Origin of the sequence: Rhodococcus sp. W8901 (genome assembly GCF_013348805.1) — a bacterium.
Taxonomy (GTDB): domain Bacteria; phylum Actinomycetota; class Actinomycetes; order Mycobacteriales; family Mycobacteriaceae; genus Prescottella.
Genome location: NZ_CP054690.1, coordinates 2,263,686 through 2,289,630, shown reverse-complemented (window position 1 = coordinate 2,289,630; position 25,945 = coordinate 2,263,686). Strand labels below are relative to the sequence as shown.

General features: G+C 69.8%; 17 protein-coding genes. 8 read left to right on the top strand and 9 right to left on the bottom strand.

Annotated elements, in window-relative coordinates; genetic code table 11:
• Positions 1–123: 123 nt before the first annotated feature.
• Positions 124–1,488: a hypothetical protein gene (locus tag HUN07_RS10845; RefSeq protein WP_174909657.1), complete on the top strand. Its 1,365-nt coding sequence runs from the start codon at positions 124–126 to the stop codon at positions 1,486–1,488.
• A gap of 171 nt (positions 1,489–1,659) precedes the next feature.
• Positions 1,660–2,403 carry a peroxide stress protein YaaA gene (yaaA, locus tag HUN07_RS10840; protein ID WP_174909655.1) on the top strand — a complete coding sequence of 248 codons (744 nt, stop codon included), beginning with the start codon at positions 1,660–1,662 and terminating at the stop codon, positions 2,401–2,403.
• Between the two features lie 10 nt (positions 2,404–2,413).
• On the opposite strand, the gene HUN07_RS10835 is transcribed toward yaaA, so the two are convergent.
• The 9 genes from HUN07_RS10835 to mqo all read right to left on the bottom strand — a co-directional run bounded on the left by HUN07_RS10835 (position 2,414) and on the right by mqo (position 15,339).
• A complete protein-coding gene (locus tag HUN07_RS10835) occupies positions 2,414–4,942 on the bottom strand; it encodes a polynucleotide kinase-phosphatase (protein ID WP_174909653.1) in 2,529 nt (842 codons plus the stop codon).
• Positions 4,943–6,337 carry a 3' terminal RNA ribose 2'-O-methyltransferase Hen1 gene (locus tag HUN07_RS10830; RefSeq protein ID WP_254622894.1) on the bottom strand — a complete coding sequence of 465 codons (1,395 nt, stop codon included), beginning with the start codon at positions 6,335–6,337 and terminating at the stop codon, positions 4,943–4,945. It lies immediately after the preceding gene.
• A 117-nt stretch (positions 6,338–6,454) separates the two neighbouring features.
• Positions 6,455–7,933: a DHA2 family efflux MFS transporter permease subunit gene (locus HUN07_RS10825; RefSeq protein WP_174909651.1), complete on the bottom strand. Its 1,479-nt coding sequence runs from the start codon at positions 7,931–7,933 to the stop codon at positions 6,455–6,457.
• Positions 7,934–7,944: 11 nt separating this feature from the next.
• Complete coding sequence (gene cobA, locus HUN07_RS10820) at positions 7,945–9,171, bottom strand: uroporphyrinogen-III C-methyltransferase (RefSeq protein WP_174909649.1); 1,227 nt, start codon at positions 9,169–9,171, stop codon at positions 7,945–7,947.
• Positions 9,172–9,218: 47 nt separating this feature from the next.
• The gene (locus HUN07_RS10815; protein WP_114719661.1) at positions 9,219–9,590 is read right to left on the bottom strand and encodes a cobalamin biosynthesis protein; all 372 of its coding nucleotides are present in this window, start codon (positions 9,588–9,590) and stop codon (positions 9,219–9,221) included.
• Positions 9,583–10,989 carry a cobyrinate a,c-diamide synthase gene (locus tag HUN07_RS10810; protein ID WP_441346809.1) on the bottom strand — a complete coding sequence of 469 codons (1,407 nt, stop codon included), beginning with the start codon at positions 10,987–10,989 and terminating at the stop codon, positions 9,583–9,585. Before HUN07_RS10810 ends, HUN07_RS10815 begins: the two co-directional genes overlap by 8 nt.
• Positions 10,986–11,600, bottom strand: a complete 615-nt coding sequence (gene cobO, locus HUN07_RS10805; protein WP_174909645.1) for a cob(I)yrinic acid a,c-diamide adenosyltransferase — start codon at positions 11,598–11,600, stop codon at positions 10,986–10,988. The genes HUN07_RS10810 and cobO overlap by 4 nt, the downstream gene beginning before the upstream one ends.
• A gap of 37 nt (positions 11,601–11,637) precedes the next feature.
• Positions 11,638–13,581 (bottom strand): magnesium chelatase subunit D family protein, encoded by a 1,944-nt coding sequence (locus HUN07_RS10800; RefSeq protein ID WP_254622893.1) that lies wholly within the window; start codon positions 13,579–13,581, stop codon positions 11,638–11,640.
• 219 nt (positions 13,582–13,800) lie between these two features.
• On the bottom strand, positions 13,801–15,339 hold the full coding sequence (mqo, locus tag HUN07_RS10795) for a malate dehydrogenase (quinone) (protein ID WP_174909643.1): 1,539 nt from the start codon (positions 15,337–15,339) through the stop codon (positions 13,801–13,803).
• Positions 15,340–15,563: 224 nt separating this feature from the next.
• Here mqo and HUN07_RS10790 point away from each other — a divergent pair, with 224 nt between their 5' ends.
• The 6 genes from HUN07_RS10790 (at position 15,564) to HUN07_RS10765 (ending at position 25,939) form a co-directional block, all read left to right on the top strand.
• Positions 15,564–16,583, top strand: a complete 1,020-nt coding sequence (locus tag HUN07_RS10790; protein ID WP_174909641.1) for an alpha/beta hydrolase — start codon at positions 15,564–15,566, stop codon at positions 16,581–16,583.
• Entirely contained in the window at positions 16,580–17,974 is a 1,395-nt protein-coding gene (gene mtr, locus HUN07_RS10785; protein ID WP_174909639.1) for a mycothione reductase, read from the top strand. Before HUN07_RS10790 ends, mtr begins: the two co-directional genes overlap by 4 nt.
• A gap of 83 nt (positions 17,975–18,057) precedes the next feature.
• Positions 18,058–19,272, top strand: a complete 1,215-nt coding sequence (locus HUN07_RS10780; protein WP_174909637.1) for a lipase family protein — start codon at positions 18,058–18,060, stop codon at positions 19,270–19,272.
• 215 nt (positions 19,273–19,487) lie between these two features.
• The gene (locus HUN07_RS10775; protein WP_174909635.1) at positions 19,488–20,933 is read left to right on the top strand and encodes an MFS transporter; all 1,446 of its coding nucleotides are present in this window, start codon (positions 19,488–19,490) and stop codon (positions 20,931–20,933) included.
• 73 nt (positions 20,934–21,006) lie between these two features.
• Positions 21,007–24,432 (top strand): BTAD domain-containing putative transcriptional regulator, encoded by a 3,426-nt coding sequence (locus HUN07_RS10770; RefSeq protein ID WP_174909633.1) that lies wholly within the window; start codon positions 21,007–21,009, stop codon positions 24,430–24,432.
• A gap of 118 nt (positions 24,433–24,550) precedes the next feature.
• Complete coding sequence (locus HUN07_RS10765; RefSeq protein ID WP_114719643.1) at positions 24,551–25,939, top strand: FAD-binding oxidoreductase; 1,389 nt, start codon at positions 24,551–24,553, stop codon at positions 25,937–25,939.
• Positions 25,940–25,945 lie beyond the last annotated feature (6 nt).

Here is a 25,945-nt window from a genome sequence, read left to right as displayed (position 1 = left end):
CTACATGCGAACATCCGCGGCCCTGAAATCTGCTTCCGGCTACCCCTTTACCGCGAATCCAACTAAGGCTAGCTTTGCCTAATCTTTGCCGCGTTCCGGCGGCCCACATCAGAAAGTAGGAAAATGCGCGCGTTCACAAAGTCCGCGATCGTGGCGGTTGCCACCACGGTCGCCTGCACGATGCCGCTGGGCGTCGCGGCAGCGCAGACCAGCCCGTTCGGCTCGCTGGGCAGCCTCGGCTCCAGCGACCCGGGAACCGAGGAACCCGGCGAGGTGACGCCACTGGTGTCGCTGTCGAAGGCCACCGACCTCGTCGCCGACGGTGAGACCATCACCGTCACGGGCAGCGGCTTCTCCGGCGCCGGCGCCGGCATCTACGTCGGCCTCATCCAGGACAGCAAGTACTCCGCCACCGACTCCACCGCCTGGATGACCACCAAGTGGCTCGAGGCAACCGACATCGTGGGCGGCGCCTGGACCGCCGACATCGACGTCGCCGCCGTCAAGGGCGACTCGAACTGCCTCGAGAACACCTGCTCCATCTACACCGTCGCCGCACACGGCTCGCCCGACCGCACCCAGGACACCCAGACCCCGGTGAGTTTCGCGGCGCCCGTCGTCGTGCCGGCCGGCCCTGCCGTGACGATCTCGAAGACGACCGGTCTGACGAACGACGAGGAGATCACCGTCACCGGCACCGGCTTCGGCCGCGAGGGCCAGCGCATCTACGTCGGTCTCGCCCAGGTCGACAAGTACTCCGGCACCAACAGCAGCGCCTTCCACTCCACCGAGTGGATCAAGGCCGCTCAGATCGTGGACGGCGGCTTCACCACCACGCTGAAGGCCACCGCGATCAAGGGTGACGCGAACTGCTACGAGAACGCGTGCTCGATCTTCACGCTCGCCGATCACAACACGATCGACGACCGTAGCCAGGACACCCAGACGCCGGTCACCTTCGCGCCGCCGGTCGTCGTGCCCACCGGACCCGCGGTGACCGCGAACAAGACCACCAACCTGACTGTCGGCGAGACGATCACCGTCTCGGGCACCGGCTTCGAAGGTGCCGCGGCCGGCACCGGCCTGTACTACGGCATCGTCCAGGACGACCAGTTCTCGACCACCAACGCCGGCGCGTGGATCACCACCGGATTCATCACCAAAGGTCAGATCGTGGGCGGTGCCTGGACCGCCACCATCAACGCGACCGCCGTCAACGGCGTCTCGAACTGCTTCGTGAACGCGTGCTCGATCTACACCGTCATGGCCCATGGCTCCACGGACCGCAGCCAGGACACCAAGACCCCGATCACCTTCACGGCGCCTGCTGCCGCACCGGTTTCCGCACCGGTCGTCGATGCTCCCGAGATCCAGAACGTCGCCAGCGTCCAGTCCGACGCCGGTGAGGGCCCGCCGGTCGCTCCGCTGGCCATTGGTGGCGTCATCGCTGCCGGCCTGGCCGTGACGGCACTGCGTCGTCGCTCCTGAGGTCGTCGCTCCTGAGGTCGTCGCACCCGAGCTGAACCCGCAGAACAACTGAGGTCTGGCCTTCGCTCCCCGGAGCGGAGGCCAGACCTGTTTCGTGTGCCCGACGGTTCGCGACTCAGATCCGCACGCCGCGAGCGTCGGCGCCGCGGCCGCCCGGTAGCGTTGGCGTTCGTGCTTGTCCTGCTTCCCCCTTCCGAAACCAAGTCCGACGGCGGCAAGGGCGCGCCGCTCGATCTCAGCGAGCTGTCGATGCCGCAGCTGACCGAGACGCGCGAGATGCTGGTGCAGGCGCTCGTGGACCTGGCGGAGGACACCGAGGCATCGAATCTGGCGTTGGGACTGGGCCCGAAGCAGGCCGACGAGATCGAACGCAACGCGAAGCTGTGGGTCTCCGCCACCCGGCCCGCGCTCGAGCGCTACACGGGAGTGCTGTTCGACGCACTCGATGCGACGTCCTTCACGAAGGTGCAGCGGGAGAAGGCGTATCGCCGGCTCGGGATGGGCTCGGCGCTGTTCGGTGCGGTGCGGGCCGGGGACCCGATTCCCGCGTACCGGCTGTCCGGCGGATCCAAGCTGCCCGGCTTCGGGACGCTGCAGTCGCTGTGGAAGCCGGAACTCTCCGACGCCCTGGTCGCCGAGGCGGCCGGCGGACTGGTGGTGGATCTGCGCTCGGGCACCTACCAGCAGCTGGGCCCGGTGCCGGGTGCGATCATCGCGACCGTACTCACCGAGCAGCCGGACGGCTCCCGAAAAGTGGTGAGCCACTTCAACAAGCACCACAAGGGCCTGCTCGCGCGGGCACTGATCGTCTCGCGCGCCGAGCCGACCGACATCAAAGGTGTCGCCCGCGTCGCGTCGAAGGCCGGTCTCACCGTCGAGACCGCCTCCGACGGCGAACTGATCATCCTGACCTAGTCGGCTCAACCTACAACCGCGGGTCCACCGGCTCCGACTCGAGCGCGAGGACGGCGAACACCGCCTGATGGATCCGCCACAGCGACTCGGCCTTGATCAGCCGGTCGATCGCCTCCATTCCGAGCGCGTGCTCGCGCAACGCCATCGATTGCTTGTGGCCCAGGCTCCGATTCCGCAGTCGGGCCAGGTTCTCCGGCTCGGTGTAGTGCGGGCCGTAGATCAGCCGCAGATACTCGCGTCCCCGCACCTTGATGCCCGGCTGCACGCGTCCGCCACCGCTCTGGTTGTGGAACGGCTTGACCACCATTCCCTCCCCGCCCGCCGCGGTCAGCTCCTCCCACCAGGCAACGCCCGACTCCTCCGACTCGGGCACTGTCGTGTCCACGACCACTCGCCGCGTCGTCGTGAACAGCGTGGGCGCGACGTCGGCGAGTCGGTCGGCGACCTCGAGGTGCCAACCGTGGTCACGGTCGCCGTAGCTCGCCCCTTCGGTCGCGAGCAACTGGAACGGCGCGAGCCGCACGCCGTCGAGCCCGTCCGTCGGCCACACGTATCTCCGGTACGCCTCGACGTAGCGCTCGACGTCGTCGGCTCGGGACCTGGTCACGGCCAGCAGCGCACCGACATCGAGTCCCCGCCCGGACGCGCCATCGAGCACCGCCGCGCGCGCGGACAGGTCCGCGGACGCGGCCGCACCAACGGCCGCGTACTGCGACCGCAGCAGCTCCTCCGACTTCGCCGACCACGGCAGCAGTTCGGTGTCGAGCAGCAGCCAGTCGGTGCCGAGTTCGTCCCACAGCCCGGCGGCCCCGACGGCATCCGCGACCTTGGCGACCAGCAACTCGGTCTGCGTCTCTCCGAACATGCGCCGACCGGTGCGGGTGTGCACCATCCCCGACAGCCCGTCGCCGACACCGAAACGCTCCGCGGCGACGGACGCATCACGGCACACCAGCGCCACAGCGCGCGAACCCATGTGCTTCTCTTCACAGATCACCTTGTCCACCTTCGCCTTTCGATAGGCAGCGAAGGCCTCAGCAGGGTGCTCGAGCAGTCCCGGGAGTGTGGACGCCGCGCACGGCGACATCGTCGACGGAAGGTAGGTGAGCCACCGCGGGTCCACCGCGTAGCGGCTCATCACCTCGAGTGCGCCCGCCGCATTCTCCGGGCGAACCGAGATCCGCCCGCGAGTCGACGTCTCCACTCCCCCGGCCCGAAGGATGTCGTCGATGTCGAGGGCCTGCGGATCCGAGGTGGGCTGGTGGATCGGCTTCACCGGTCGGTACCACTGCCGCTCGGCGGGCACCGACACCACTTCGCGTTCCGGGTATCTCATTGCGGTGAGCGCGCCGCCGAAGACGCATCCGGTGTCGAGGCAGGCGGTGCGGTTGACCCAACGCACGTCCGGCACGGGTGTGTGCCCATAGAGCACAATTGCCTCACCCCGATAGTCCTCGGCCCAGGGATAGCGCACCGGAAGCCCGAACTCGTCCGTCTCCCCGGTGGTCTCGCCGTACAGTGCGAAGCTGCGCACCCGGCCCGACGCGCGGTTGTGGTATTCCTCCTTGAGCCCGGCGTGCGCGACGACCAGGCGTCCCCCGTCGAGAACGAGGTGCGCGACCAGCCCGTCGCAGAAGTCCGCGACCTGTCTGCGGAACTCCTCGGGCTCGCCGGCCAGCTGCTCGAGAGTGCGCTCGAGACCGTGCGTGGCGCTGACCTTCCTACCGCGCAACGCCTTGACCAGTTTGTTCTCGTGGTTTCCGGGCACGCCGAGCGCATGACCGGCGCCGACCATCCCCATCACCAACCGGAGCACACCGGGAGAGTCGGGTCCCCGGTCGACGTAGTCGCCCACGAAGACCGCGGTCCGGCCGGCCGGCGGAACCGCGTCCACCGCCCGACCCAGGTCATCGCGGAGCACCGTGTACCCCAGCGCACCCAGCAGTGTTTCGAGCTCACCGAGGCAACCGTGGATGTCACCGATCACGTCGAACGGTCCGGTCAGGTCGCGGCGGTCGCTGCGCAGCGGCTGTCGGACGATCCGGGCCGACTCGACGGCGTCGACGCCGTCGAGCACGTGCGCGACCCGGAATCCCTCACGGGAGAACCCGCGCAACGAACGGCTCAGTTGCTGGTGCTGACGGCGCAGCACGGCGCGATCGAAGGCTCGGTCCCCGCGCGCCGCGTTGCGTTCGGCACAGACGGGCTCCGGGACGTTGATGACGATCGCCACGGGAAGAGTGTCGTGGCTGCGGGCGAGGTCGACCAGCTTCTTCCGCGCCGCCGGTTGAACACTCGTGGCGTCGACGACGGTCAGTTTGCCCGCACGCAGACGCTTGGCCGCGATGAACTCGAGCACCTCGAACGCGTCGGCCGTCGCGGCCTGCGCGTTCGGGTCGTCGCTGACGAGCCCCCGGCAGTGATCACTGGAGATCACCTCGTAGGGGCCGAAATGCCGGGCAGCGAACGAAGACTTGCCGGATCCACTGATCCCGACGAGCACGACCAAGGACGGTTCGGGAATCTCGAGGACACTCATCTACGAGCCCTCCTTTCGGGTGAATACGGCCATCTGGGTGGGCGCGCCGTGGGTCTCGTCGTGCTCGCCGATCCCGGTGAAACTCACGTCGTAGCCATGCGTGGCGGCGCCGTCGGCCGCCCAGGTCTCGAATTGTGTTCGGGTGTATTCGAACCGGTGATCCGGATGCCGGAACGCGCCCGCCTCGAGGTTCGGGTAGAGCACGTTGCACTCCGCGTTGGGTGTCGTCACCAGTACCACCCGCGGCCGCATGTCACCGAAGACCGATTGCACGAGGGCGGGCAAGCGCGACTCGTCGACGTGCTCGACGACCTCCATCAGCACCACCGCGTCGAAGCCACGAAGCCGCGCGTCGCGGTAGGTGGCCGAGGACTGCAGCACCGCGACACGGTCCCGCTGACCGTCCGGCAGTTCGTCGACGCCGAGCCTGCTCTCGGCCTTGCGGAGTGCGCGGTCGCTGACATCGACGCCGACGATCCTGGTGAACGACGGTCGGGCGAGCAGGGCCCGCAGCAGTCGACCCTCCCCGCAGCCCAGATCCACCACTCGTGCTGCACCCAGGTTCTCGAGGGTCGTCAGCACCGCGTCCTGGCGTAGTTGCGCGAGGCTCGTGTCGGGTGCGGGCGCGTCGGCGTCCTGCCCTGCCACATCGTCGGTCAGTCGATCGACGACCGACGACACCAGTTCTCGGCGGTGTGCGAGGTACCGCGACGCGATCAGTCCGGTCTCGGGGTGCCCGGCGAGCCATTCGCCGGCCACCCGCACCAGCTTGTCCGCCTCGTCCTCGCCCACCCAGTAGTGCTTGACGTCGTCGAGCACCGGCAGCAGCACGTACAGGTGACGCAGAGCCGCCGACAGTGTCGTGGTTCCCGCCAGCTCGAGGCGCACGTAGTCCGCGTCGCCCCACCGCGGAATCGTCTCGTCGAGGGGCAGCGGGATCGAAGTCACGTCCCAGCCGAGCGGGCCGAACAGTCGGCCGGGCAGATCTGCCCCGCCACGAGCGGGCATCGCCGGAATCGTGATCTGCAGCGGCATCGCGGCGTCGACAAGCTCCGGATGTGTCTTGCAGACGCCTGCCAACGCCGACTTGAATACCCGTGACAGGGCAACCGCCAGCATCGACGACCCGGCATACGGCCGGTCGTTCACATACTGGCCCAGCGCGAATCCGTCGCTGCCGCGGCGGAACTTGCTGCGCGCGAGTTCGATGGGATCGACGTCGAGCAGCAGCGCCGCGGTGCACCGCGCCCGGGTCGACTCCGGGTACAGCACCGTCGCGGTGCCCACGGACAACTCGAACGTCTGCACCCGATCGGGATGCTTGTGCAGCAGGTAGCCGAGGTCCGAGGCGTCCGGGACGCCGTCTGTGGCGGTAGCAGTCAGTGTCAGCAGCACCGAGGGCACGTTACGGGGCGGCGGCCCGTTCAGCCAGGACATTTCGGGCACAGCGCACCCGTGTGTCCCGGATGGATCCCGACGCCGCCGGCCCGCGCACGGCCGACCCGCGGCCTTCTATGCCTCCTGCGCGGCCTTCTCCGCGGCCTGGGCCTGCGCCACCTGCTTGGGGGTGAACCGGATGAACAGCGCGGTCAGCGCCGCCAGGAGCGCGAAGATGGCGCAGCCCAGCAGCGCGAACGTGTAGCCCTCGCTCAGTGCGAACAGCTGATCCGACGTCATGTCCGCGGCCACACCCGAGGTGCCGCCGAGCGAGAGGGTCTTGGACGTGGCCATCGCGCCGACGATCGCCAGACCGACCGGGCCGAACAGCGTCTGCGCGACCTGCGCGATCGCGGCCAGCGGGCCGATCTCTTGCGGGCCGACGCCGGCGATCGCACACAGCGGCAGCGGCACCACCGCGAGACCGACGCCGAAGCCGACTCCGACGACGAGCAAGAACATGTTGCCGACATAGGTCGCGGACGCGTCGAGCGTCGATCCGTAAAGCAGGCCGACGAACGTGATGAGGGTGCCGGTCACCACCAGCCAGCGCGCCTGCACCTTCACCGCGAGCTTCGACGCAACGAACGCGGCGGCACCGAGGCCGAACGCGAACGGCACGAACGCGAGGCCCGCGCGCAGCGGCGTGTAGCCGAGGATGTCCTGGACGAACAGCGCGACGAACGGCGCCAGCGAGAACATCACCATGCCGACGAGGGCGATGGAGACGAAGGTCGCGACCCGACTGCGGTTGCGGAACAGCGAGAACGGCAGCAGCGGGTTCTCCGCACGGCGCTCGACCGCGAGGAAGGCGCCCAGCAGGACCACGCCGCCGATCAGCCCGGTGAGTACGAGGGGGCTGCCCCAGCCCATCTCGGGGCCCTCGGTGAACCCGAAGACGACGGCGGCACAGCCGAGGGTTGCCAGGATCGCGCCCGGCACGTCGAGCTTCAGGCGCTCGGCGTTGGTCTCCTCCAGCGCGCGGAACGCGAACACCAGGATCACCAGGCCGATCGGCACGTTGATGAGGAAGATCCACCGCCACGACACTTCGGTGAGCGCACCGCCGATGATCAGCCCCAGCACCGAGCCGATGCCGGTCATCGCCGCGAAGATCGCGATCGCCTGATTCCGGACCGGGCCGGGCGCAAACGTTGTGGCCACCAGCGCCAGCGCGGTCGGTGACGCGATCGCCGCGCCGACGCCCTGGAGTGCGCGCGCCACAACCAGCGTGGCCTCGTTGACGGCGAGTCCGCACAGCAGCGACGTGACCGTGAACAATGCGACGCCGCCGATGAACACCCGTTTGCGGCCGAACGAGTCGCCGAGCCTGCCGCCCAGCAGCATCAGCCCGCCGTAGGTCAGCGCGTACGACGTGATGACCCAGTTGCGACCGGAATCGCTGAGTCCCAGGTCTTCCTGGATCTTGGCGAGCGCGAGCGAGGCGACCGTGCCGTCGAGCACCATCATCAGCTGCATTCCGCTGAGGACGACGATCGCGAGGCCGAACGCCCGCGTGGTCACGGGGTACTTCACGACGATGGAGTCAGACACGAGAGTTCACGTTACCGAGCGTCGGCGGAAAACCCGGCCACAGTGCCGATGACCACGATCGCAGGCGGGCGGATGTTCTCCTCCCGGACACGCGCCGCGACGGTCGCGAGGTCGGCGCGCAGCACCCGCTGGGTGCGCAGCGTGCCCTCCTGGATGACGGTGACCGGGGTGTCGGCGGGCCGGCCGCCGGCGACCAGGACGGTCGCGAACTGTTCGATCCGCTCGACCGCCATGAGCAGCACGATCGTGCCGCGCAGCTTCGCGAGCGCGGACCAGTCGACGAGCGAATCCGGATGGTCGGGCGCGACGTGTCCACTGACGACGACGAACTCGTGTGTGACGCCGCGGTGTGTGACGGGGATCCCGGCCGCCGACGGCACCGAGATGGCGCTCGTGATGCCGGGGACGACGGTTACCGGGACACCCGCGGCCGCGCACGCCTCGAGTTCCTCGTAGCCGCGGCCGAACACGTACGGGTCGCCGCCCTTGAGCCGGACCACGAACTTGCCGGCCTTCGCGCCCTCGATCAGGGCGGCGTTGATCGCCTCCTGCGCCATGGCGCGGCCGTACGGGATCTTCGCGGCGTCGATCACCTCGACGTGCGGACCGAGTTCGGCCAGCAACTCCGGCGGGGCGAGGCGGTCGGCGACGACGACGTCGGCACGGGCGAGCAGCCGTCGGCCACGCACGGTGATGAGGTCCGGGTCGCCCGGTCCCCCACCGACCAGCGCGACGCCGGGTGCGGGCGCCTCGTCGGTGTCGGAGACGGCGCCGGACTGCAGTGCCTCGAGCAGCGCCGTCCGCACGGCCGCGGAACGCCGGTGCGCGCCGCCGGCGAGGACGCCGATGCTCAGGCCGTCGAACATTCCCGTCGCCGGGGTCACGGCCGTGCCCTCGCGGGCACTGTCGGCGCGCACGCAGAACAACTGGCGGCGCTCGGCCTCCGCGACGATCGCGGCGTTGGTCTCGGGCTCGTCGGTGCACGCGATGGCGTACCAGGCGCCGTCGAGGTCGCCGTCGACGTAGTCGCGCAGTTCGAGCGTGATCTGCCCGGCGGTGGCCATGCCCTCCACCGCGGGGGTGACCGCGCGGCTGATGAGGTGCACTCGGGCCCCGGACGCGATCAGCAGACCGAGGCGGCGCTGCGCGACGGTGCCGCCCCCGACCACCACGACACGACGGTCCGTCAGGTTGAGTCCGACCAGGTAGCTGGTCTCGTCACCGGCGGCAGCAGACACTGCGTACTCCCTGTTCTCGAATTGCGGATTGTTGTTCATACGACAGATCACGAAACACTACGGGCAGCTGCGACAGTGACGCCATTCGTGACCCGCTTCGACACGACCAGGCGACCGCCGTCCGCGGCGAGGACGGCGGCAGCCTCGGCGACGCTCGGCGTCCCCACCGCCCCGGCCACAGCGTCCGCCGGATTCGGCACCGGAACCGCGGCGAGCCGATCGGCGGTGTACCCGACGAGCGTCGCGCCGAGGACCTCTGCGGCGTCCACGAAAGGGTCGGCTGTCACCTTCCGGTCGAGCGTGGCCAGCCTGCGCACCGGTTCGTCACCGCACACGTCCAGGACGGCGGCGACGATGTCCGCCGCCCCCACCCGGCTGCCCGCGCCGACCCCGACGCACCACCCGGCCCGGTCAGCCACGGGCGGCCTCGACGAATCGGCCCACAGACTCCGGGTTCCCGGCGGGATGGGTGTGCAGGTACGACGCGTGCACCGTGCCGGCGGAGCCTCCGGGTCCGGCGGGCCCGCCGACGAACCCTTCGCGGGTGGCGCCGGCGTCCCACGCGCGCCACCCCCACGCCGGGCCCGTTCCGTCGGCGGTGTCGGTCGTGAGCGACGTGCGGTGGAACTCGTGGCCCGTCACCCGCGTGCCGGCGGCGAACAGTGTCGACTCGGTGAGCGCGACGGCATCGCGGTATCCGAGGGTGAGCCGGGAGCCGAACCGCGCGTCGACGTCGACCACTCCGGCCATCGGATGCCCGTCGAGGCTACGGGCCAGGTACAGCAGCCCCGCGCACTCGGCGTGGATCGGTGCGCCGTCCGCGGCCAGCTGCCGAACCTGCTGCAGCAGTGCAGCATTCGACGACAGCGCCACGGCATGTTCCTCGGGGAATCCGCCGGGCAGCACCAGACCGGTTGCACCGGAGGGCAGTTCGTCGAGCAGCGGATCGAAGGTGACGACGTCGGCGCCCGCCGCCGTGAGCAGTTCGCGGTGCTCGGCGTAGCCGAAGGTGAACGCGACACCGCCGGCCAGCGCGATCACCGGCCGCGTGCCGGGGGCCACCGGACCGACCTCGCTCGCCGGGTCCCAGGTGGGCGTGTCGACCGACGAGCGCGCGAGCGATCGGATGGCGATCAGGTCCAGGTGCGCCGCCGCCAGTTCCGTCATCGCGGCGACGGCGTCCAGCGCCGCCCTGCCGTGTTCCACGGCCGGGACCAGCCCGAGATGGCGCGACGGCACCTCGAGTTCCGCCAGCCGGGGCACCGACCCGAGGACCGGCAGGCCCACTCGCTCGCACGCCTGCCGCAGCACCTGCTCGTGCCGGGCGCTGCCGACCCGGTTGAGGATCACCCCGCCGATCCGGACCGCCGAGTCGTACGTCGAGAAGCCGTGCAGGACGGCGGCGAGGCTCTGGCTGTGTCCGCGGGCGTCGATCACCAGCACGACGGGCGCGCCCAGCGCGGCGGCCACCTGCGCGGTGGACCCCTCCGCCGACGGTTCCGACGATCCGGGGTCGATCTTGCCGTCGAACAGGCCCATCACGCCCTCGACGACGGCGATGTCGCAGTCGGCGCTGCCGTGCCGGAACAGCGGCCCGATCCGGTCGGCGCCGACCAGGACCGGGTCGAGGTTTCGGCCGGGCCGTCCCGCGGCGAGCGCGTGGTAGCCGGGATCGATGTAGTCGGGGCCCACCTTGAACGGAGCCACCCGGTCCCCGGCGGCCCGCAGCGCCCCGACCAGTCCGGTCGCGACGGTCGTCTTGCCGCTGCCGGACGCCGGCGCCGCGATGACGACGGCGGGGGTGCTGGGGGTGATCACCACTCGATTCCGCGCTGGCCCTTGCGGCCGGCGTCCATGGGGTGCTTGATCTTGGTCATCTCGGTGACCAGGTCGGCCGCGTCGATCAGGGCCTGCGGGGCGTCCCGGCCGGTGATCACGACGTGCTGGTTGCCGGGCCGGTCGCGCAACACCTCGACCACCTCGTCGACGTCCACCCAGCCCCACTTGAGCGGGTAGGTGAACTCGTCGAGCACGTAGAAGCGGTGTGTCTCGGCCGCGAGCCGACGGGCGATCTCCTGCCAACCCTCGGCCGCGGCGGCCGCGTGGTCCTCCTCGGAACCCTGCTTGCGGGTCCACGACCAGCCCTCGCCCATCTTGTGCCACTGCACGGCGCCGCCGACACCGCTGCTCTCGTGCAGTTCGCCGAGCGCCCGGAAGGCAGCCTCCTCGCCCACCTTCCACTTCGCGCTCTTGACGAACTGGAACACACCGACGTCGAAGCCCTGGTTCCAGGCGCGCAGCGCCATGCCGAAGGCGGCGGTGGATTTCCCCTTGCCGGGTCCGGTGTGCACGGCGAGCACCGGCTGGTTGCGGCGCTGACGGGTGGTGAGCCCGTCCACGGGCACGTTCTCGGGTACGCCCTTGGGCATGTGCAGTCCCTTCCTCGGACTCGGATGTTCGGGCGGGTCAGGCGGCGGCGCGGACGACACCGGCGACCTGCTGCGCCGACAGCTCCGCGAGCCGCACGTAGCCGCCACGCAGGTCACGGGCCAGTTCGGCGGCCAGGCCGAGCCGGACCATTCCTGTCTCGCAGTCCACGACGATCGAGGCGGCGCCGGTGTCCGCGAGCATCGCGGCGGCGCGCTTGGCCCGCGACACAGCGTCCGGCCCGCCGGTGGCGCGGCCGTCGGTCAGGGACACCACCAGCGCGCGGCGGCGCGGATCGCGGACCCGTTCCCGCAACACGACGTCGCGGGCACTCAGGAAGCCTTCCGCCAGTGGGGTTCTGCCGCCGGTCTTCATCGACCGCAGACGCCGCACCGCGACGTCCACCGACGACGTGGGCGGCAGGACCAGCTCCGCGTCGCGGCCGCGGACGGTGATCACTGAGACCTTGTCGCGCCGCTGGTAGGCGTCGCGCAGCAACGACACCACCGCACCGGTGACCGCGGACAGGCGGTCCCGGGCGGCCATCGAGCCGGACGCGTCGACGACGAACAGCACCAGGTTGCCCTCGCGACCTTCCCGGATCGCTCCCCGAATGTCACTGGGCGCCAGCCGCATCGGACCGTCGCACCGCCCGCGGTCCGCCTGGTGTTCGGCGGCGGCGAACAGCGTCCCCACCAGGTGCAGGCCGTGACCGGACTCGGTCGTCGTCCGGACGGTGCGGCCCCGGGTCGAGCGGGAACGGGACCGCCGGCCGGGGGCGCCGTCGCCGACGCCGGGAATCTCGAGCATGCGGGTCCGGAACTGCGGGCCGGGGGTGCCGGCGTTGCGACCGGTCCCCGGTCCGGATCCCGGAGCGGGCGAATCCTGTTCGCGTGATTCCCCTTCGGATTCGCCGGACGGCGACTGCGGCGCCGGATCCGACGGGGACTCGCCGCCGCCGGGCCCGTCCGGATCGGGATCGGGGTCGGGGTCGGGCTCGTCGTGCGCCTTGACGTCGGCGTCGGCCTGCGTCATCGCGTCGTCGAGCTGCTGTTGGTCGAGGCCCGGCTCGTCGAAGGGGTCGCGCCGACGACGGTGCGGCAGAACGAGTTCCGCGGCCACGCGCACGTCCTCCTCGGCGACAGCGTCCGCGCCCCGCCAGGCGGCATGAGCGGTGGCGGTGCGTGCGAGGACCAGATCGGCGCGCATTCCGTCGACGTCGAACGACGCGCACAGCGACGCGATCCGACGCAGTTCTCCGTCGGACAGCTCGATGTCGTCGATGCGAGCGCGGGCCGCGGCGATCTGCCGGGCCAGCTCCGCGTCCTGCTCGGCGTAGCGGGCGGCGAAGGCGTCGGGGTCGCGCTCGTAGTCGAGGCGGCGGCGCACGACGTCCATGCGCACGTCGACGTCCCGGGACGCGGCCACGTCCACTGCGAGACCGAACCGGTCCAGCAGCTGCGGGCGCAGCTCCCCCTCCTCGGGGTTCATGGTGCCGACGAGCACGAACTTGGCCGGGTGCGAGTGTGAGACGCCGTCGCGTTCGATGTGGACGCGGCCCATCGCGGCAGCGTCGAGCAGCACGTCCACCAGGTGGTCGTGCAGGAGGTTGACCTCGTCGACGTACAGCACGCCCTGGTGCGCGTCGGCCAGCAGTCCGGGCTGGAAGGCGCGCTCGCCGTCGCGGAGCACCTTCTCCAGATCGAGCGATCCGACGACGCGGTCCTCGGTGGCACCGACCGGGAGCTCGACGAGGCGTGCCCGGCGGCGCTCCCCCACGTGCTCGATCTCGGGCAGCAGCGCGGTGAGCGCGCGCACGACGGTCGACTTGGCGGTGCCCTTCTCGCCGCGGACCAGCACCCCGCCGATGCCGGGGTGGACGGCGCACAGGATCAGCGCCAGGCGCAGCCGGTCCTGTCCGACGACGGCACTGAACGGGAAGCCGGCAGGCTCGTGAGCGGCCAGGTCATGACTGTGACGCAACGATCGAATCCCTTCACGTCTCGGTTTCCTCGCCGAGAGCTTGGCGGTGCGAAACGTTGCGGCATTCTGGCTTCGGGTCGCTCCGATCGAGCACCCTCACAGTGGCGGGACCGCGCCTGGTTCTCACAGGTCTTCCCCGCAGACGTTTCTCTGTTGCAGCACAATACCGCGGCCCGGAGTTTCCTCCGAGCCGCGGTAGTGGATGTCGGCCGATCGTCGTCAGACGGATGCGGATTCGACCACGGGCGCGGCGTGCGCCGGGGCGGCCGCGGGGGTATCGCCGAGCTGCAGCGAGCGGGTGCTCCAGTCCCAGACCTGCTGGAACAGGTCCACGTTGTCGGACAGCTTCTGGCCCAGCGACGGGACCATCTCCTGCAGCTTCGGCTTCCACGCCTCGAACTCGCGCGGGAAGCAGCGCTGCAGGACGTCGAGCATGGCCGGAACGGCGGTCGAGGCGCCGGGCGAGGCACCGAGCAGGCCGGCGATGGTGCCGTCCTCGGCGTTGACGACGGCGGTGCCAAACTCGAGGACGCCGCCCTTGCCCTTCTTGCGGATCACCTGGACGCGCTGGCCGGCGGTGATGAGCTCCCAGTCCTTGCCGATGGCCTTCGGCACGAATTCGCCGAGGGTGCCGATCCGGTCGGCGGGCGACTGCATGAGCTCACCGATGAGGTACTTGGTGAGGCTCATCTCGGTGAGGCCGACACCGAGCATCGACATCAGGTTGTTGGGCTTGACCGAGCCGGGCAGGTCGGTGATCTTGCCCTGCTTGAGGAACTTGGGCGACCAGCCGGCGTAGGGGCCGAACAGCAGGCCCGGCCTGCCGCCGATGACGCGGGTGTCGAGGTGCGGCACCGACATCGGGGGCGCACCCACCGCAGCCTTGCCGTACACCTTGGCGCGGTGCTGGTCGATCAGCTCGGGGTTGATGCAGCGCAGGAACTGGCCGCTGACCGGGAAGCCACCGAAGCCCTTGGCCTCCTTGATGCCCGACTTCTGCAGCAGGTGCAGCGCGCCGCCGCCGGCGCCGACGAACACGAACTTGGCGTTGACGGTCTTCTTGGCGCCGGTGCGCAGGTTCTCGACCTTGACGATCCAGCTGCCGTCGGACTGCTTGGTGAGGTTGCGGACCTCGTGACCGAAGTGGACGGTGCCACCGGACGCTGCGACGTGGTTGAGCAGCTGCTTGGTGAGGGCACCGAAGTCGACGTCGGTGCCGGACTCGGTCCAGTTGAGTGCGACGGGATCGGAGAAGTCGCGGCCCTTGGCCATCAGCGGCAGGCGCTCGGTGAAGAAGTCCTCGGACTCGGAGTACTCCATGCCGGCGAACAGCGGGTGACCCGCGAGTGCGTCGTAGCGCGCACGCAGGTACTTCACGTTGTCCGCGCCGTGCACGAAACTCACGTGCGGGATCGGGTTGATGAACTCCTTGGGATCGGTGAGGATCCCGTTGTCCACGGCGTACGACCAGAACTGGCGGGAGACCTGGAACTGCTCGTTGACGTTGATCGCCTTGGTGATGTCGACGGTGCCGTCGGACTTCGCAGGCGTGTAGTTGAGCTCACACAGTGCGGAGTGGCCGGTACCCGCGTTGTTCCACGGGTCGCTGCTCTCGGCGGCAGCGGCGTCGAGTCGTTCGAAGGTGGTGATCGACCAGTCCGGCTGCAGCTGACGCAGGATCGCGCCGAGCGTCGCACTCATGATGCCCGCACCCACGAGCACTACATCGGTCTTCACCACTACGTTCTGCTCTGACACTGGAGAATCGACTTCCTTGTCTGTTCACACGCGACCTGTTCGCACGCATCGCCGGCGCAGAATCCTCGCTGTCACCGGAGTTCCGAAACCGACGACCGAATCCACTGAAGGCATCGCGTGCACAGACCGCAATTCGCGCGCCTGTGGCGCTTAGGTTACCTGTGCGTCACCTCCCCCAATTGTGCCCCTCGCAAACGACTCTGTTCGCCCAATAGAGTGTGATCGTGACTACTTGGGCTCCCGACGTCCTCGGCGACGGATACCAGCAGCTGACAATCCCTTTGGGGACCGATCCCGACGGGGAGGGAGACGTCGAGGCCACCCTGGTCCGCTACCAGCCCTCGTCTGCACCCGCGAACCGGGCCGTGCTGTACGTCCACGGGTTCACCGACTACTTCTTCCAGCAGCATCTTGCCGAGCATTTCGCCGAGCAGGGTTTCTCGTTTTTCGCACTCGACCTGCGTAAATGCGGACGGTCGCGGTGTCCGGGACAGACGCCGCACTTCGTGACCGATCTGCGGATGTACGACGACGAGCTGAACCAGGCCCTCCGCCTGGTGCGCGAGCAGATCGGCGGCGGCCAGGTCCTGCTCGTCGCGCACTCGACGGGCGGGCTGATCCTGCCGCTGTGGCTCGATCGGCTCGAGCGCAAGCCGGGCGGTTCCGCCGGCGCCGGTGTGGCGGGTCTCATCCTCAACAGCCCGTGGTTCGACCTGCAGGGCCCGGCCCTGCTGCGCGCCGCAGGCACGACCGCGGCCATCGACGCACTCGGCCGGGTGTCGAGCAAGACCCCGATCCCCGGGCAGAAGCTCGACACGTACGGCTCGAGCCTGCACGTCAGCTCCAACGGGCCGTGGGAGTACAACCTCGACTGGAAGCCGCTGACCGGGTTCCCGGTGAGGTTCGGCTGGCTGCGCGCGATCCGGCGCGGACACGCCCACCTGCACCGCGGCCTCGACATCGGGGTGCCGTCGCTGATCCTGCGCTCGAAGAACACCGTCTTCGCGTCCCGCTACAACCCCACCGTCGACGCCGCCGACGCCGTGCTCGACGTCGACCAGATCGCCAAGTGGGCGGGCTGCCTCGGCAACCGCACCACGATCGTGCCGATCGACGGCGCCCGCCACGACGTGTTCCTGTCCACCGAGAAGCCGCTCGCGGCCGCGTTCACCGAGGTGGATCTGTGGCTGGACTGGCTCGACGCCCATCACCTGTCCGATCGAGAGTCCGGAGCCCCCGCGTGAATCACCCCGAAACGACCCACTTCGACCTCGCGATCATCGGGACCGGATCGGGCAACTCGATCCTCGACCAGCGCTACGACGGGATGAAGGTCGCGATCCTCGAGGAAGGTACGTTCGGCGGCACGTGCCTCAACGTGGGCTGCATCCCCACCAAGATGTACGTCTACGCGGCCGAGGTGGCCCGCACGATCACCGAGTCGTCCAAGCTGGGGATCGACGCCACCCTCGACGACGTGCGCTGGCACGACATCGTCAAGCGCGTGTTCGGCCGGATCGATCCGATCGCGGCCGGCGGCGAGCGGTACCGCACCGAGGACTGCGCGAACGTGACGGTCTTCCGCGGGCACGCCCGGTTCGTCGGCCCCCGCACCATCGACACCGGCACGGGCGAGGTCATCACCGCCGACCAGGTGGTGATCGCGGCCGGTTCGCGGCCGACGATCCCGCAGGAGATCCTCGAAGGCGGCGTCCGCTTCCACACCAACGACGACATCATGCGGCTACCCGAACTGCCGGAGCGCCTGGTGATCCTCGGATCCGGCTTCATCGCTGCGGAGTTCGCGCACGTGTTCTCGGCGCTCGGCGTCCAGGTGTCGATCATCGGCCGCAGCGAGCGACTGCTGCGTCACCTGGACCGGGACGTCTCCGAGTGGTTCACCGAACTGGCGCACCGCAAGTGGGACGTCCACCTGAGCAACCCGATGGTCGCCGCGCGCCCTGCCGGCAACGGCATCGAGATCGAACTGTCCGACGGCACCGTCGTCGCCGGCGACGAGTTGCTGGTCGCGGTCGGCCGCACCCCCAACGGGGACCGGCTCGACGCGTCGCACGGCGGAGTTGCCGTCGACGAGACCGGGCGGGTCATCGTCGACGAGTTCCAGCGCACCACCGCGGAGGGCGTGTTCGCGCTCGGCGACGTGTCGTCGCCGTACCAGCTCAAGCACGTCGCGAACCACGAGATGCGCGCCGTCCAGCACAACCTGCTCCACGATGCCTGGAACAGCTCCACCGCCGGGCTGCGGCGCACCGACCACCGGTTCGTCCCGGCGGCGGTGTTCACCGATCCGCAGATCGCGGACGTCGGCATGACCGAGGAGCAGGCCCGCGAGGCCGGCCTCGACATCACCGTCAAGGTGCAGAACTACGGCGATGTCGCATACGGCTGGGCGATGGAGGACGACGAGGGATTCTGCAAGGTCATCGCCGAGCGCGGCACCGGACGGCTGCTCGGTGCCCACGTGATCGGCGCGCAGGCCCCGACCGTGATCCAGCCGCTGATCCAGGCCATGACCTTCGGCCTGTCGGCACAGGACATGGCCACCGGGCAGTACTGGATCCACCCGGCGATGCCGGAGGTGGTCGAGAACGCGCTACTCGGCCTGGAGATCTGAGGAAGGTCGCCCGCACGCCTTCCGTTGGGGTCGGTTCCGGCGAACCACCTCGACGAGTGATGGCGCTCAGCTAGATTCGGCGCATGACGGGTTCCGGGATCGGCCGCCGTATCGTCACCGCGATCGCTGTCGCACTGATCGCGGGCGCACCTCAAATCCTCGCTCCGGCCGCCCAGGCCGTCCCCGCCGTCACGCCGGCGCGCGACGATCCCGGGTCAGTCCTCGAGTCCGCCCCACTGCCCCGGTCGTTCTGGCTGCCGGGCACCGGCGCCGCCCACCGGATCACCTACCTGACCACGGGCCCCCGCGGCGACACGCCCTGCACCGGCATGGTGTTCGTCCCGGCCGGCCCGCCGCCGCCGGGCGGCTGGCCGGTCATCGCCTGGGCGCACGGAACCATCGGCGACTCCGACACCGATGCCCCGTCGGTCAACGGCGTCGACGCGGCCAGCAGTCGCTACGTGGCGAACTGGCTGGCCCGGGGGTACGCCGTCGCGGCCACCGATTACATCGGCCTGGGCACTCCCGGTGTCCCGCCCTATCTGGACGGGAAGTCCGCGGCGCACAGTGTCATCGATTCGGTGCGCGCGGCCCGCGCCGTCGACGACCGACTCTCGTCGCGGTGGGCGGTCGTCGGCCTGTCCGAGGGCGGGCAGGCGGCGGTGTTCACCGCGCACGCCGCCACCGAGTATGCGCCCGAACTGGATTACCGCGGCGCGGTCGCCGCCGGCGTGCCGTCGAACATCGAGACGATCGCCCCTCTGGCCGGACCGAACTTCCCGCCGCAGGGCCTCGCCGGGCTGACCAACTTCATGACGTTCGTGATCGCCGGATTCCGCGATACCCACCCCGAACTCGACGTGAACAGCTTCCTGACGCCGATCGGGCGCACGCTGGTCGACGCGGCGCCGGAGCTGCCATACCCGCAGTTCGCCCGACTTGCCGCGAATGTCTCTGTGGCCCAGATGCTATCGCGGTCACTCAACGATCCGGCACTGCTGGCCGCATTACGCGACTACCTGCAGGTGCCGACCTCCGGATTCGACCGGCCGCTGATGATCGCACAGGGCGCCACGGACCTGACCGTGCCGCTGCCGTTGACGGTCAAGCTGGTCGCGGACATGAACCTGGCCGGCACCCGACCGGACTTCAGGATCTATCCGGCCGACCACATCGGCAGCCTGTTCGCCAACGAGGCGGACGCGGTCACATTCGTCACGAAGGTGTTCGAATGCGACCGCGGATCGGACGACCCCGGGTGCGAGCCGGCCTCCGCGGGTTCCATCGGGTCGAGCTGACCGCGGCGCCACCAGCGCGTCAGCGCACGGTGGTGGCCGTCGGACTCGGGTGGGGTGTTCTCGGGTGGGGCCCAACCGCGTTGGCGATCCCTTGGATCCGCATCACGGTTCTCGCGGGGCGAGCGACTGTTCCAAGAGTTTCTCCTGACCTGTCCCAAGCGGGGAGGCGGAGGGTGTCCGAGGTACACCTTCCCTTCGGAGAGTCAGGACAGACCATGACCACACCGATCGTTCCGAGAAATGTCGCGACGCGACGAGCCACCCTGGTCGCGGTGTGCGTGACGACGGCGATGTTGATGCTCGACATCGCGGTCGTCAACACCGCCCTGCCATCTATCGCATCCGATCTGGAGCCGGGCGTCAGTGGCCTGCAGTGGGTAGTCGACGCCTACACCCTGGCGCTGGCCACGGTGGTCCTCAGCGCCGGATCCTGGGCGGACCGCCGCGGCCGACGGCACGTGTTCCTGATCGGCATCCTGTGGTTCACCGCGGCGTCGCTGCTGTGCGCGCTGGCACCGACCATCTGGGTTCTCGATCTCGCCCGCGCCGCACAGGGCGTCGGCGGAGCCGTACTCTTCGCGTGCTCGCTGGCCCTGTTGGCGGATGTCTTCGAGAAGGGGCCGGCGCGCGCGTCTGCCCTGGCCGCCTACGGCGCCACCATCGGCAGCGCGTTCGCCATCGGCCCCCTCGTCGGCGGGCTGCTGACCGAGATGCTGGATTGGCGCGCAATCTTTCTGGTCAATGTGCCGATCGGCCTGATCACGCTCGCCGTCACCGTGCGCTGGGTTCCGGAGTCGCGCGATCCGCACCCGCGTGGGGCGGATGTGCCGGGACAGATCCTGGTGTCCACGGGCCTGGCGGCGCTGGTGTTCGGGTTGTTGCGCGGAAACGAGGCCGGCTGGTTGGAGCCGCAACCGGTCGTCGCCCTCATCGTCGCGGCCGCCGCGCTGGTCGGGTTCGTCCAGCACGAACTCCGCACGAGTGAGCCCATGTTGCCCCCGCACCTGCTGGCCAACCGGGCCTTCGCCGGGGCGCAGATCGCGGCCTTCGCGATCTCCGCGTCGTTGTTCGCGGTGTTCGTCTACACCACGATCTACCTGCAGAATGTGCTGCACCTGTCGCCGGTCGAGGCCGGACTGGTGTACCTGCCGGCGACCGTCGCGATGTTCGTGGTCGCGGGCGCCACCGCGAAGTTCGACGGGCGTGTCCCGGTGTCCGTCTCCCTGACCTGCTCACTGCTGCTGGTGGCGGTCGGTCTGGTGATGATGACCGCCGTCGACGTCACCGGGTCCAAGTACGTGCTGCTCCCCGGGTTCGTCGTGGCCTGTGTCGGGGCCGGTGTGTTCAACCCGGTGATGAGCGGATTGGTGCTCGGCGAAAGTACGTCGGACCACTCCGGACTGGCTGCGGGCATCAACGATGCGTTCCGTCAGACCGGAATCGCGGTCGGCGTCGCCGGGCTCGGCGCGCTCCTGCCCGCACAGTCGATGCTGCTGGGTGGATCGCCGCACGAGTTCGTCGACGGCCTGCAGCAGGCCCTGCTGGTGGCCGCGTTCATCGCGGCGCTCGGGGCGCTGGTGTGCGCCGCCACGCTGCGCACGACCCGATCGGTTGACGAACCTGCTGAGCAAACGGGCGGGTCCGCACCCATGACCGTCTGACGATTTTGCCGGACAGCTGCCGAATCCGGTCCCTACACTTCAACGGTTGCTGTCCTTGTAAAAGGAGCCACGCATGATCTTTCGACTGCTGGGACCGCTCGAGGTGGTTCGACGCCCGGAGTCGGGCGGTGCGGTCGATCCGGGTGGCGCCGAGCGGGTGGTCGATCTGGGTCCGCGGAAGCAACGCGCGGTTCTGGCAGTCCTGCTGTTGCACCGGGGCCGCGTGGTCTCCACGGATCGGTTGATCGACGCGCTGTGGCAGGGCGATGCTCCGGCGAGTGCCATGGCGAGCATCCAGGCCTACATCTCCAACCTGCGCAGGGCGCTGCGCGGCGAGTCCGGGGGGACGTCCCCGATCGTGCGCCAGCCACCCGGGTACGTGCTCGACATCGCAGCCGAGGACGTGGACCTGTCCGCGTTCCTCGACGACGCCGAGTCCGCGCGCCGCCATGCGGACGCCGCGGAGTGGGAACTCGCACTGACGATGGCGGATCGGGGCCTGGCCTCGGTCCGGGGGCACCTGCTCGAGGACCTCAGCGACGAACCGTGGGTGGTGACGGAGGCCGCCGGTTTCGAGGAGGTCCGCACCGAGTGCCGCGAGACCCGGATCACGGCGCTCCTCGCGTTGGGGCGCCTGGCCCCGGCCCTCATCGAGGCGGCCCAACTGTGCAGCGAGTTTCCGTTCCGGGACCGCACCTGCTGGCTGCGCATGCTGGCCCTGCACCGGGCCGGTCGGTCCTCGGAAGCGTTGGAACAGTTCGGCATCCATGCGGCGAGGTTGGACACCGAGTTGGGGCTGCGGCCCGGGACCGAACTGGTCGCCCTGCAGGGTGCGATCCTGCGCCACGAGCCGGGCCTCGCGGCCTGGCCGCGCACCCCGGGATGGACTGGGGCGGAGCAGGTTCCAGCACCGGCGTCGGCGGGGACCGCGCCCGAGGCTCCCGACGCCGAGTCCGGGCGCGTGTTCGTCGGGAGCATGCCGGAAGCCGGGACGATCGACCAGATGCTCGACGACGTCCGCGGCGGTGCACCCCGCTGGCTGGTGCTGACCGGTCCGGCCGGGATAGGTAAGACCCGACTGGCGGAAGAATGCGACGCCCGGACGACGTCGATCGACGGTACGGCGGTGTGGGCGCGCTGCCTCGAGGACGACGGTGCGCCCGCGTGGTGGCCGATCCGGCGCCTGCTGCGGGAGTTGGGCGCCGACGCCGACGCCGTGCTGATTCCCCCGACCGACGTGGAACCGGACGAGGCGCGCTTCGCGGTGTACGAACGGGTGGCGGGCGTGATCGAGTCGGCGGCGTCCGGTGTGCCCGCGCTCACCGTGGTCGTCGACGACATCCAGTGGGCCGACCCGACCTCGCTGCGGTGCCTGATGTACCTGGTGGGCGCGCTGCACCGGGAACGCGTCTGGTTCGTGCTCACGCTGCGGGACTCGGAACTGACGCCCACCGTCCGAGCCTTCGTCGACGCGGTCCTGCACCGCGAGGGGAACCGGCACATCGTGGTGCCCGCGCTGGCGGAGACGGAGGTGGCGGCGCTGGCCAGTCACGTCTGCGGGGAGCGGCTCAGCGTGACCGAGGCGCGGGTGCTGGCCGAACGCACGGGCGGCAATCCGCTGTTCGTGTCCGAGTACGCCAGGCTGCCGCGGGACGAACGCCTCGGCGGCGGGATCCCGATGGCCGTTCGATCGGTCCTGGGCCGACGGCTGACGGCCGTGGAACCGGCGGTGCTGCAGGTGCTTCGGGTGGCCGCGGTCATCGGCGACACCGTCGAGATGGACATCCTCGCCGCCGCGACCCGCCTCGACCTGGACACCCTGGCCGACTACATCGACGACGCGGCCGACGAACGGATCCTCGTCGCCGATCCGGGGATCGGGGGATACGCCTTTGCGCACGGCCTGCTGCGGGACGAGGTGCTCGCCGCGATCCCGGAACTGCGCCGCCAACGCATCCACGCCCGCATCGCCGAGGTGCTGGCGGACTCCTCCGACCCGGACCGCTCGAGCCGACGCGCACAACATTTGATGGCGGCCCTGCCGCTGGTCGATCCGCGCACCGTCCTCGACGCGTGCACCGACGCGGCCCGGGTGGCGACCGAGCGGTGGAGTTCGGAGACCGCGGCCCAGTGGTGGCAGGCCGCCGTGCAGGCGTTCGATCTGCTGCCGGGGTCGGAGCAGTCCGCCGACGACCGCGACGACCTGCTGGTGGCCCGGGTGGAGGCGCTCGCGCGGGCCGGACGGGGCCAGACGGTGCTCGACGTGGTGGACGCCGGCCTCCTCGACGCGGTCCGCGAGGGGCGGATGTCGGCGGCCGGACGGTTGGCCGCGGCGCTGCTCCGGGCCGCCGGTGCGTGGCCGTGGGTGTCCTACGGGGAGGACCCGGGCCCGCTGCTCGAGCGGCTCGCGGGCCTGGAGCCGTTCGTCGCGTCCGATCGGACCGCGCATGCGCGGGTGCTCGCGGCGCTGGCGGTGGGCAGTTGCTACCACCCCGACTCGTCCGTCCCCGACGCGATGAGCAGCACGGCGCTCACGATCGCCCGCGAGTTGGACGATCCGGACGTGATCGCCGACGCTCTGCTGGGCCGCATCCTCCTCTACTCCGGCGTGGCGACCCACAGCCACGAATCGGTGCGGTTGATCGACGAGCTTTTCGCGCTGCCGCACCGGCAGTCCCGGTTCGACGATGTGATCGCGCACGCCGCGGCCAGCATGACGCAGATGAATCTGGCGGACGTCGATGCCGCCGTCGTGCACGTGCGGCACGGGATCACCGGCTGCGACCTGCTGCGGCTGCCGGTGTTGCGGGTCCAATTGCGGTGGATGGAGGCAACTCTGGCCGCCTGGCGCGGCGACTTCGAGGAGACGCGGCGGCAGTACGACACGGCCCGCCAGATCCACCTGCAGACCGAGTTGTACACCGCGGGCAGCGCCGACCTCGCCGCGCACACCCTGGAATGGGAACACGGCAGCCTCGGCGACGCGGATCCCGGCATCGTGGAGCCGGATTCGTGGAGCATCGCGATCGCCGGGGCGCGGGGCGACCGGGCGGTGGCGGTCGACGAGATCGCCCGGTGGTCGGCCAAGGGCGGTCCGTTCACCTGGACGACGTTGGGGCACCAGACGTTGATCGCCCGAGTGGTGGCCGATCTGGGGCTCGTCGAGTACGCCGAGATGTTCATCGACCTGCTCGCACCGTTCCACGACCGCATCGCCACGGTGGGCCAGGTCGGGGTGATCGGATCGGTGGCGGAAGTCGCTGCCCGCCTGCATGCGATGCTCGGCCGCACCGAGGCCGCGGTGGCGTTGCTCGCGCAGGCCGAGGACATCGCGACCAGGACGTCGAGCCCGCCGACCCTGCTGCGGTGCCGCCTGCTGCGGGCTCAACTGTGCGCGGCGTCGCCCGAGCGGGATCGGGCCATCGCCGAGATCGCGGATGAGGCCCAGCGTTTCGGGATGCTCGCGCTCGCCGCCTATGCGCGCTCGATAGCGGCCTGACCTGGCGTAACGGTCTTGGCGAAACCTTGGATGGTTTCCGAAACTCGGGGCAAGAACCACCCAAGAGAGCTCGGACATTCTTTCTTCACACCCGAAACGCGGATGGAAGGAAGCTCCGATGAATCCTCAGACACCGACGATCGACGCCGTGCCGATCGACTCGCTCCGAAAGATGGTGTCCGGATCGGTGGCACTGCCCGGTGAGGCCGGATACGGGTTGGCGACACCCTGGAATGTCGCGGTACCGGTGCGTCCGTATGCGGTGGTCGCCGTGGACACCGCACGCGATGTCGCGGCGACCGTGCGATTCGCGGCGGATCACGGTCTGCGGGTCGCCGTCCAGCGGACCGGTCACGGCGCGGTGCCCCTGGACGGCGATGTCCTGCTCATCCACACTGGACGCCTGGCCGAATGCGTGGTCGATCCGGAGGGTCGCACTGCTCGCGTCGGAGCGGGGCTGGTGTGGCAGGACGTCATCGATGCCGCGACACCGCACGGATTGGCGCCGTTGGCCGGTTCCTCCGTCACCGTCGGCGTGGCGGGATTCCTCACCGGTGCGGGAATCGGCCCGATGGTGCGCACCTACGGACTGTCGTCCGATCACGTGCGTGCCTTCGAGATCGTCACCGGCGACGGCGAACTCCTTCGAGTAACCCCCGACGAACACGCCGAACTCTTCTGGGGACTGCGCGGTGGCAAGGCGACACTGGGAATCGTCACGGCAGTCGAGATCGATCTCATACCGATCTCCCACTTCTACGGTGGTGCAATCTATTTCGACGGTGCGGACGCTGCCGCGGTCGCCCACGCGTGGCTCGACTGGTGTGCCGATCTCCCCGAGCACAGTTCGACGTCGATCGCATTTCTGCAGCTTCCGCCGCTACCGCAGGTTCCCCCACCCCTCGCGGGCCGGTTGACCTTTGCCGTCAGGTTCGCCAGCCTCGTGGAAGAACCGGAGGCCGAGGCGCTCATCAGCCGAATACGTTCTGTGGCCACCCCGTTGATCGACGCCGTCGGAATGATGCCCTATGCGGCCATCGCGGCGGTGCATGCTGATCCCGTCGATCCGATGCCGGTCCACGAATTCAGCGCTCTGACACACGAACTGTCACACGAAGCGATCGATGCTCTCCTGTCGGTCGCCGGGCCTGGTTCACACTCCCCGCAGACCGTGATCGAACTGCGGCTTCTCGGGGGCGCGCTCGCTCGCGAACCGCGTCATCGCAGCGCCTTCTGCCATCGCGATGCCGATTTTGCGCTGATGGTCGTCGGAGCCTTGGTGCCCCCCTCGGCGGATGCCGTTGTCGGACATGCCCACGACATCGATCGAGCACTGTCACAGTGGACCACCGGCGGCTCGTTGCCCAATTTCACGCCCAGCGCCGATCCGGACAGGATTGCGCGCACCTACGACGACGACACAGCTCATTGGCTCAGGGCGCTCGCCGACGAGCACGACAGCAAGGGTGTGCTGCACGTCGGCCAGGTCATGCGCCGGATCCGGTGAGCCGCT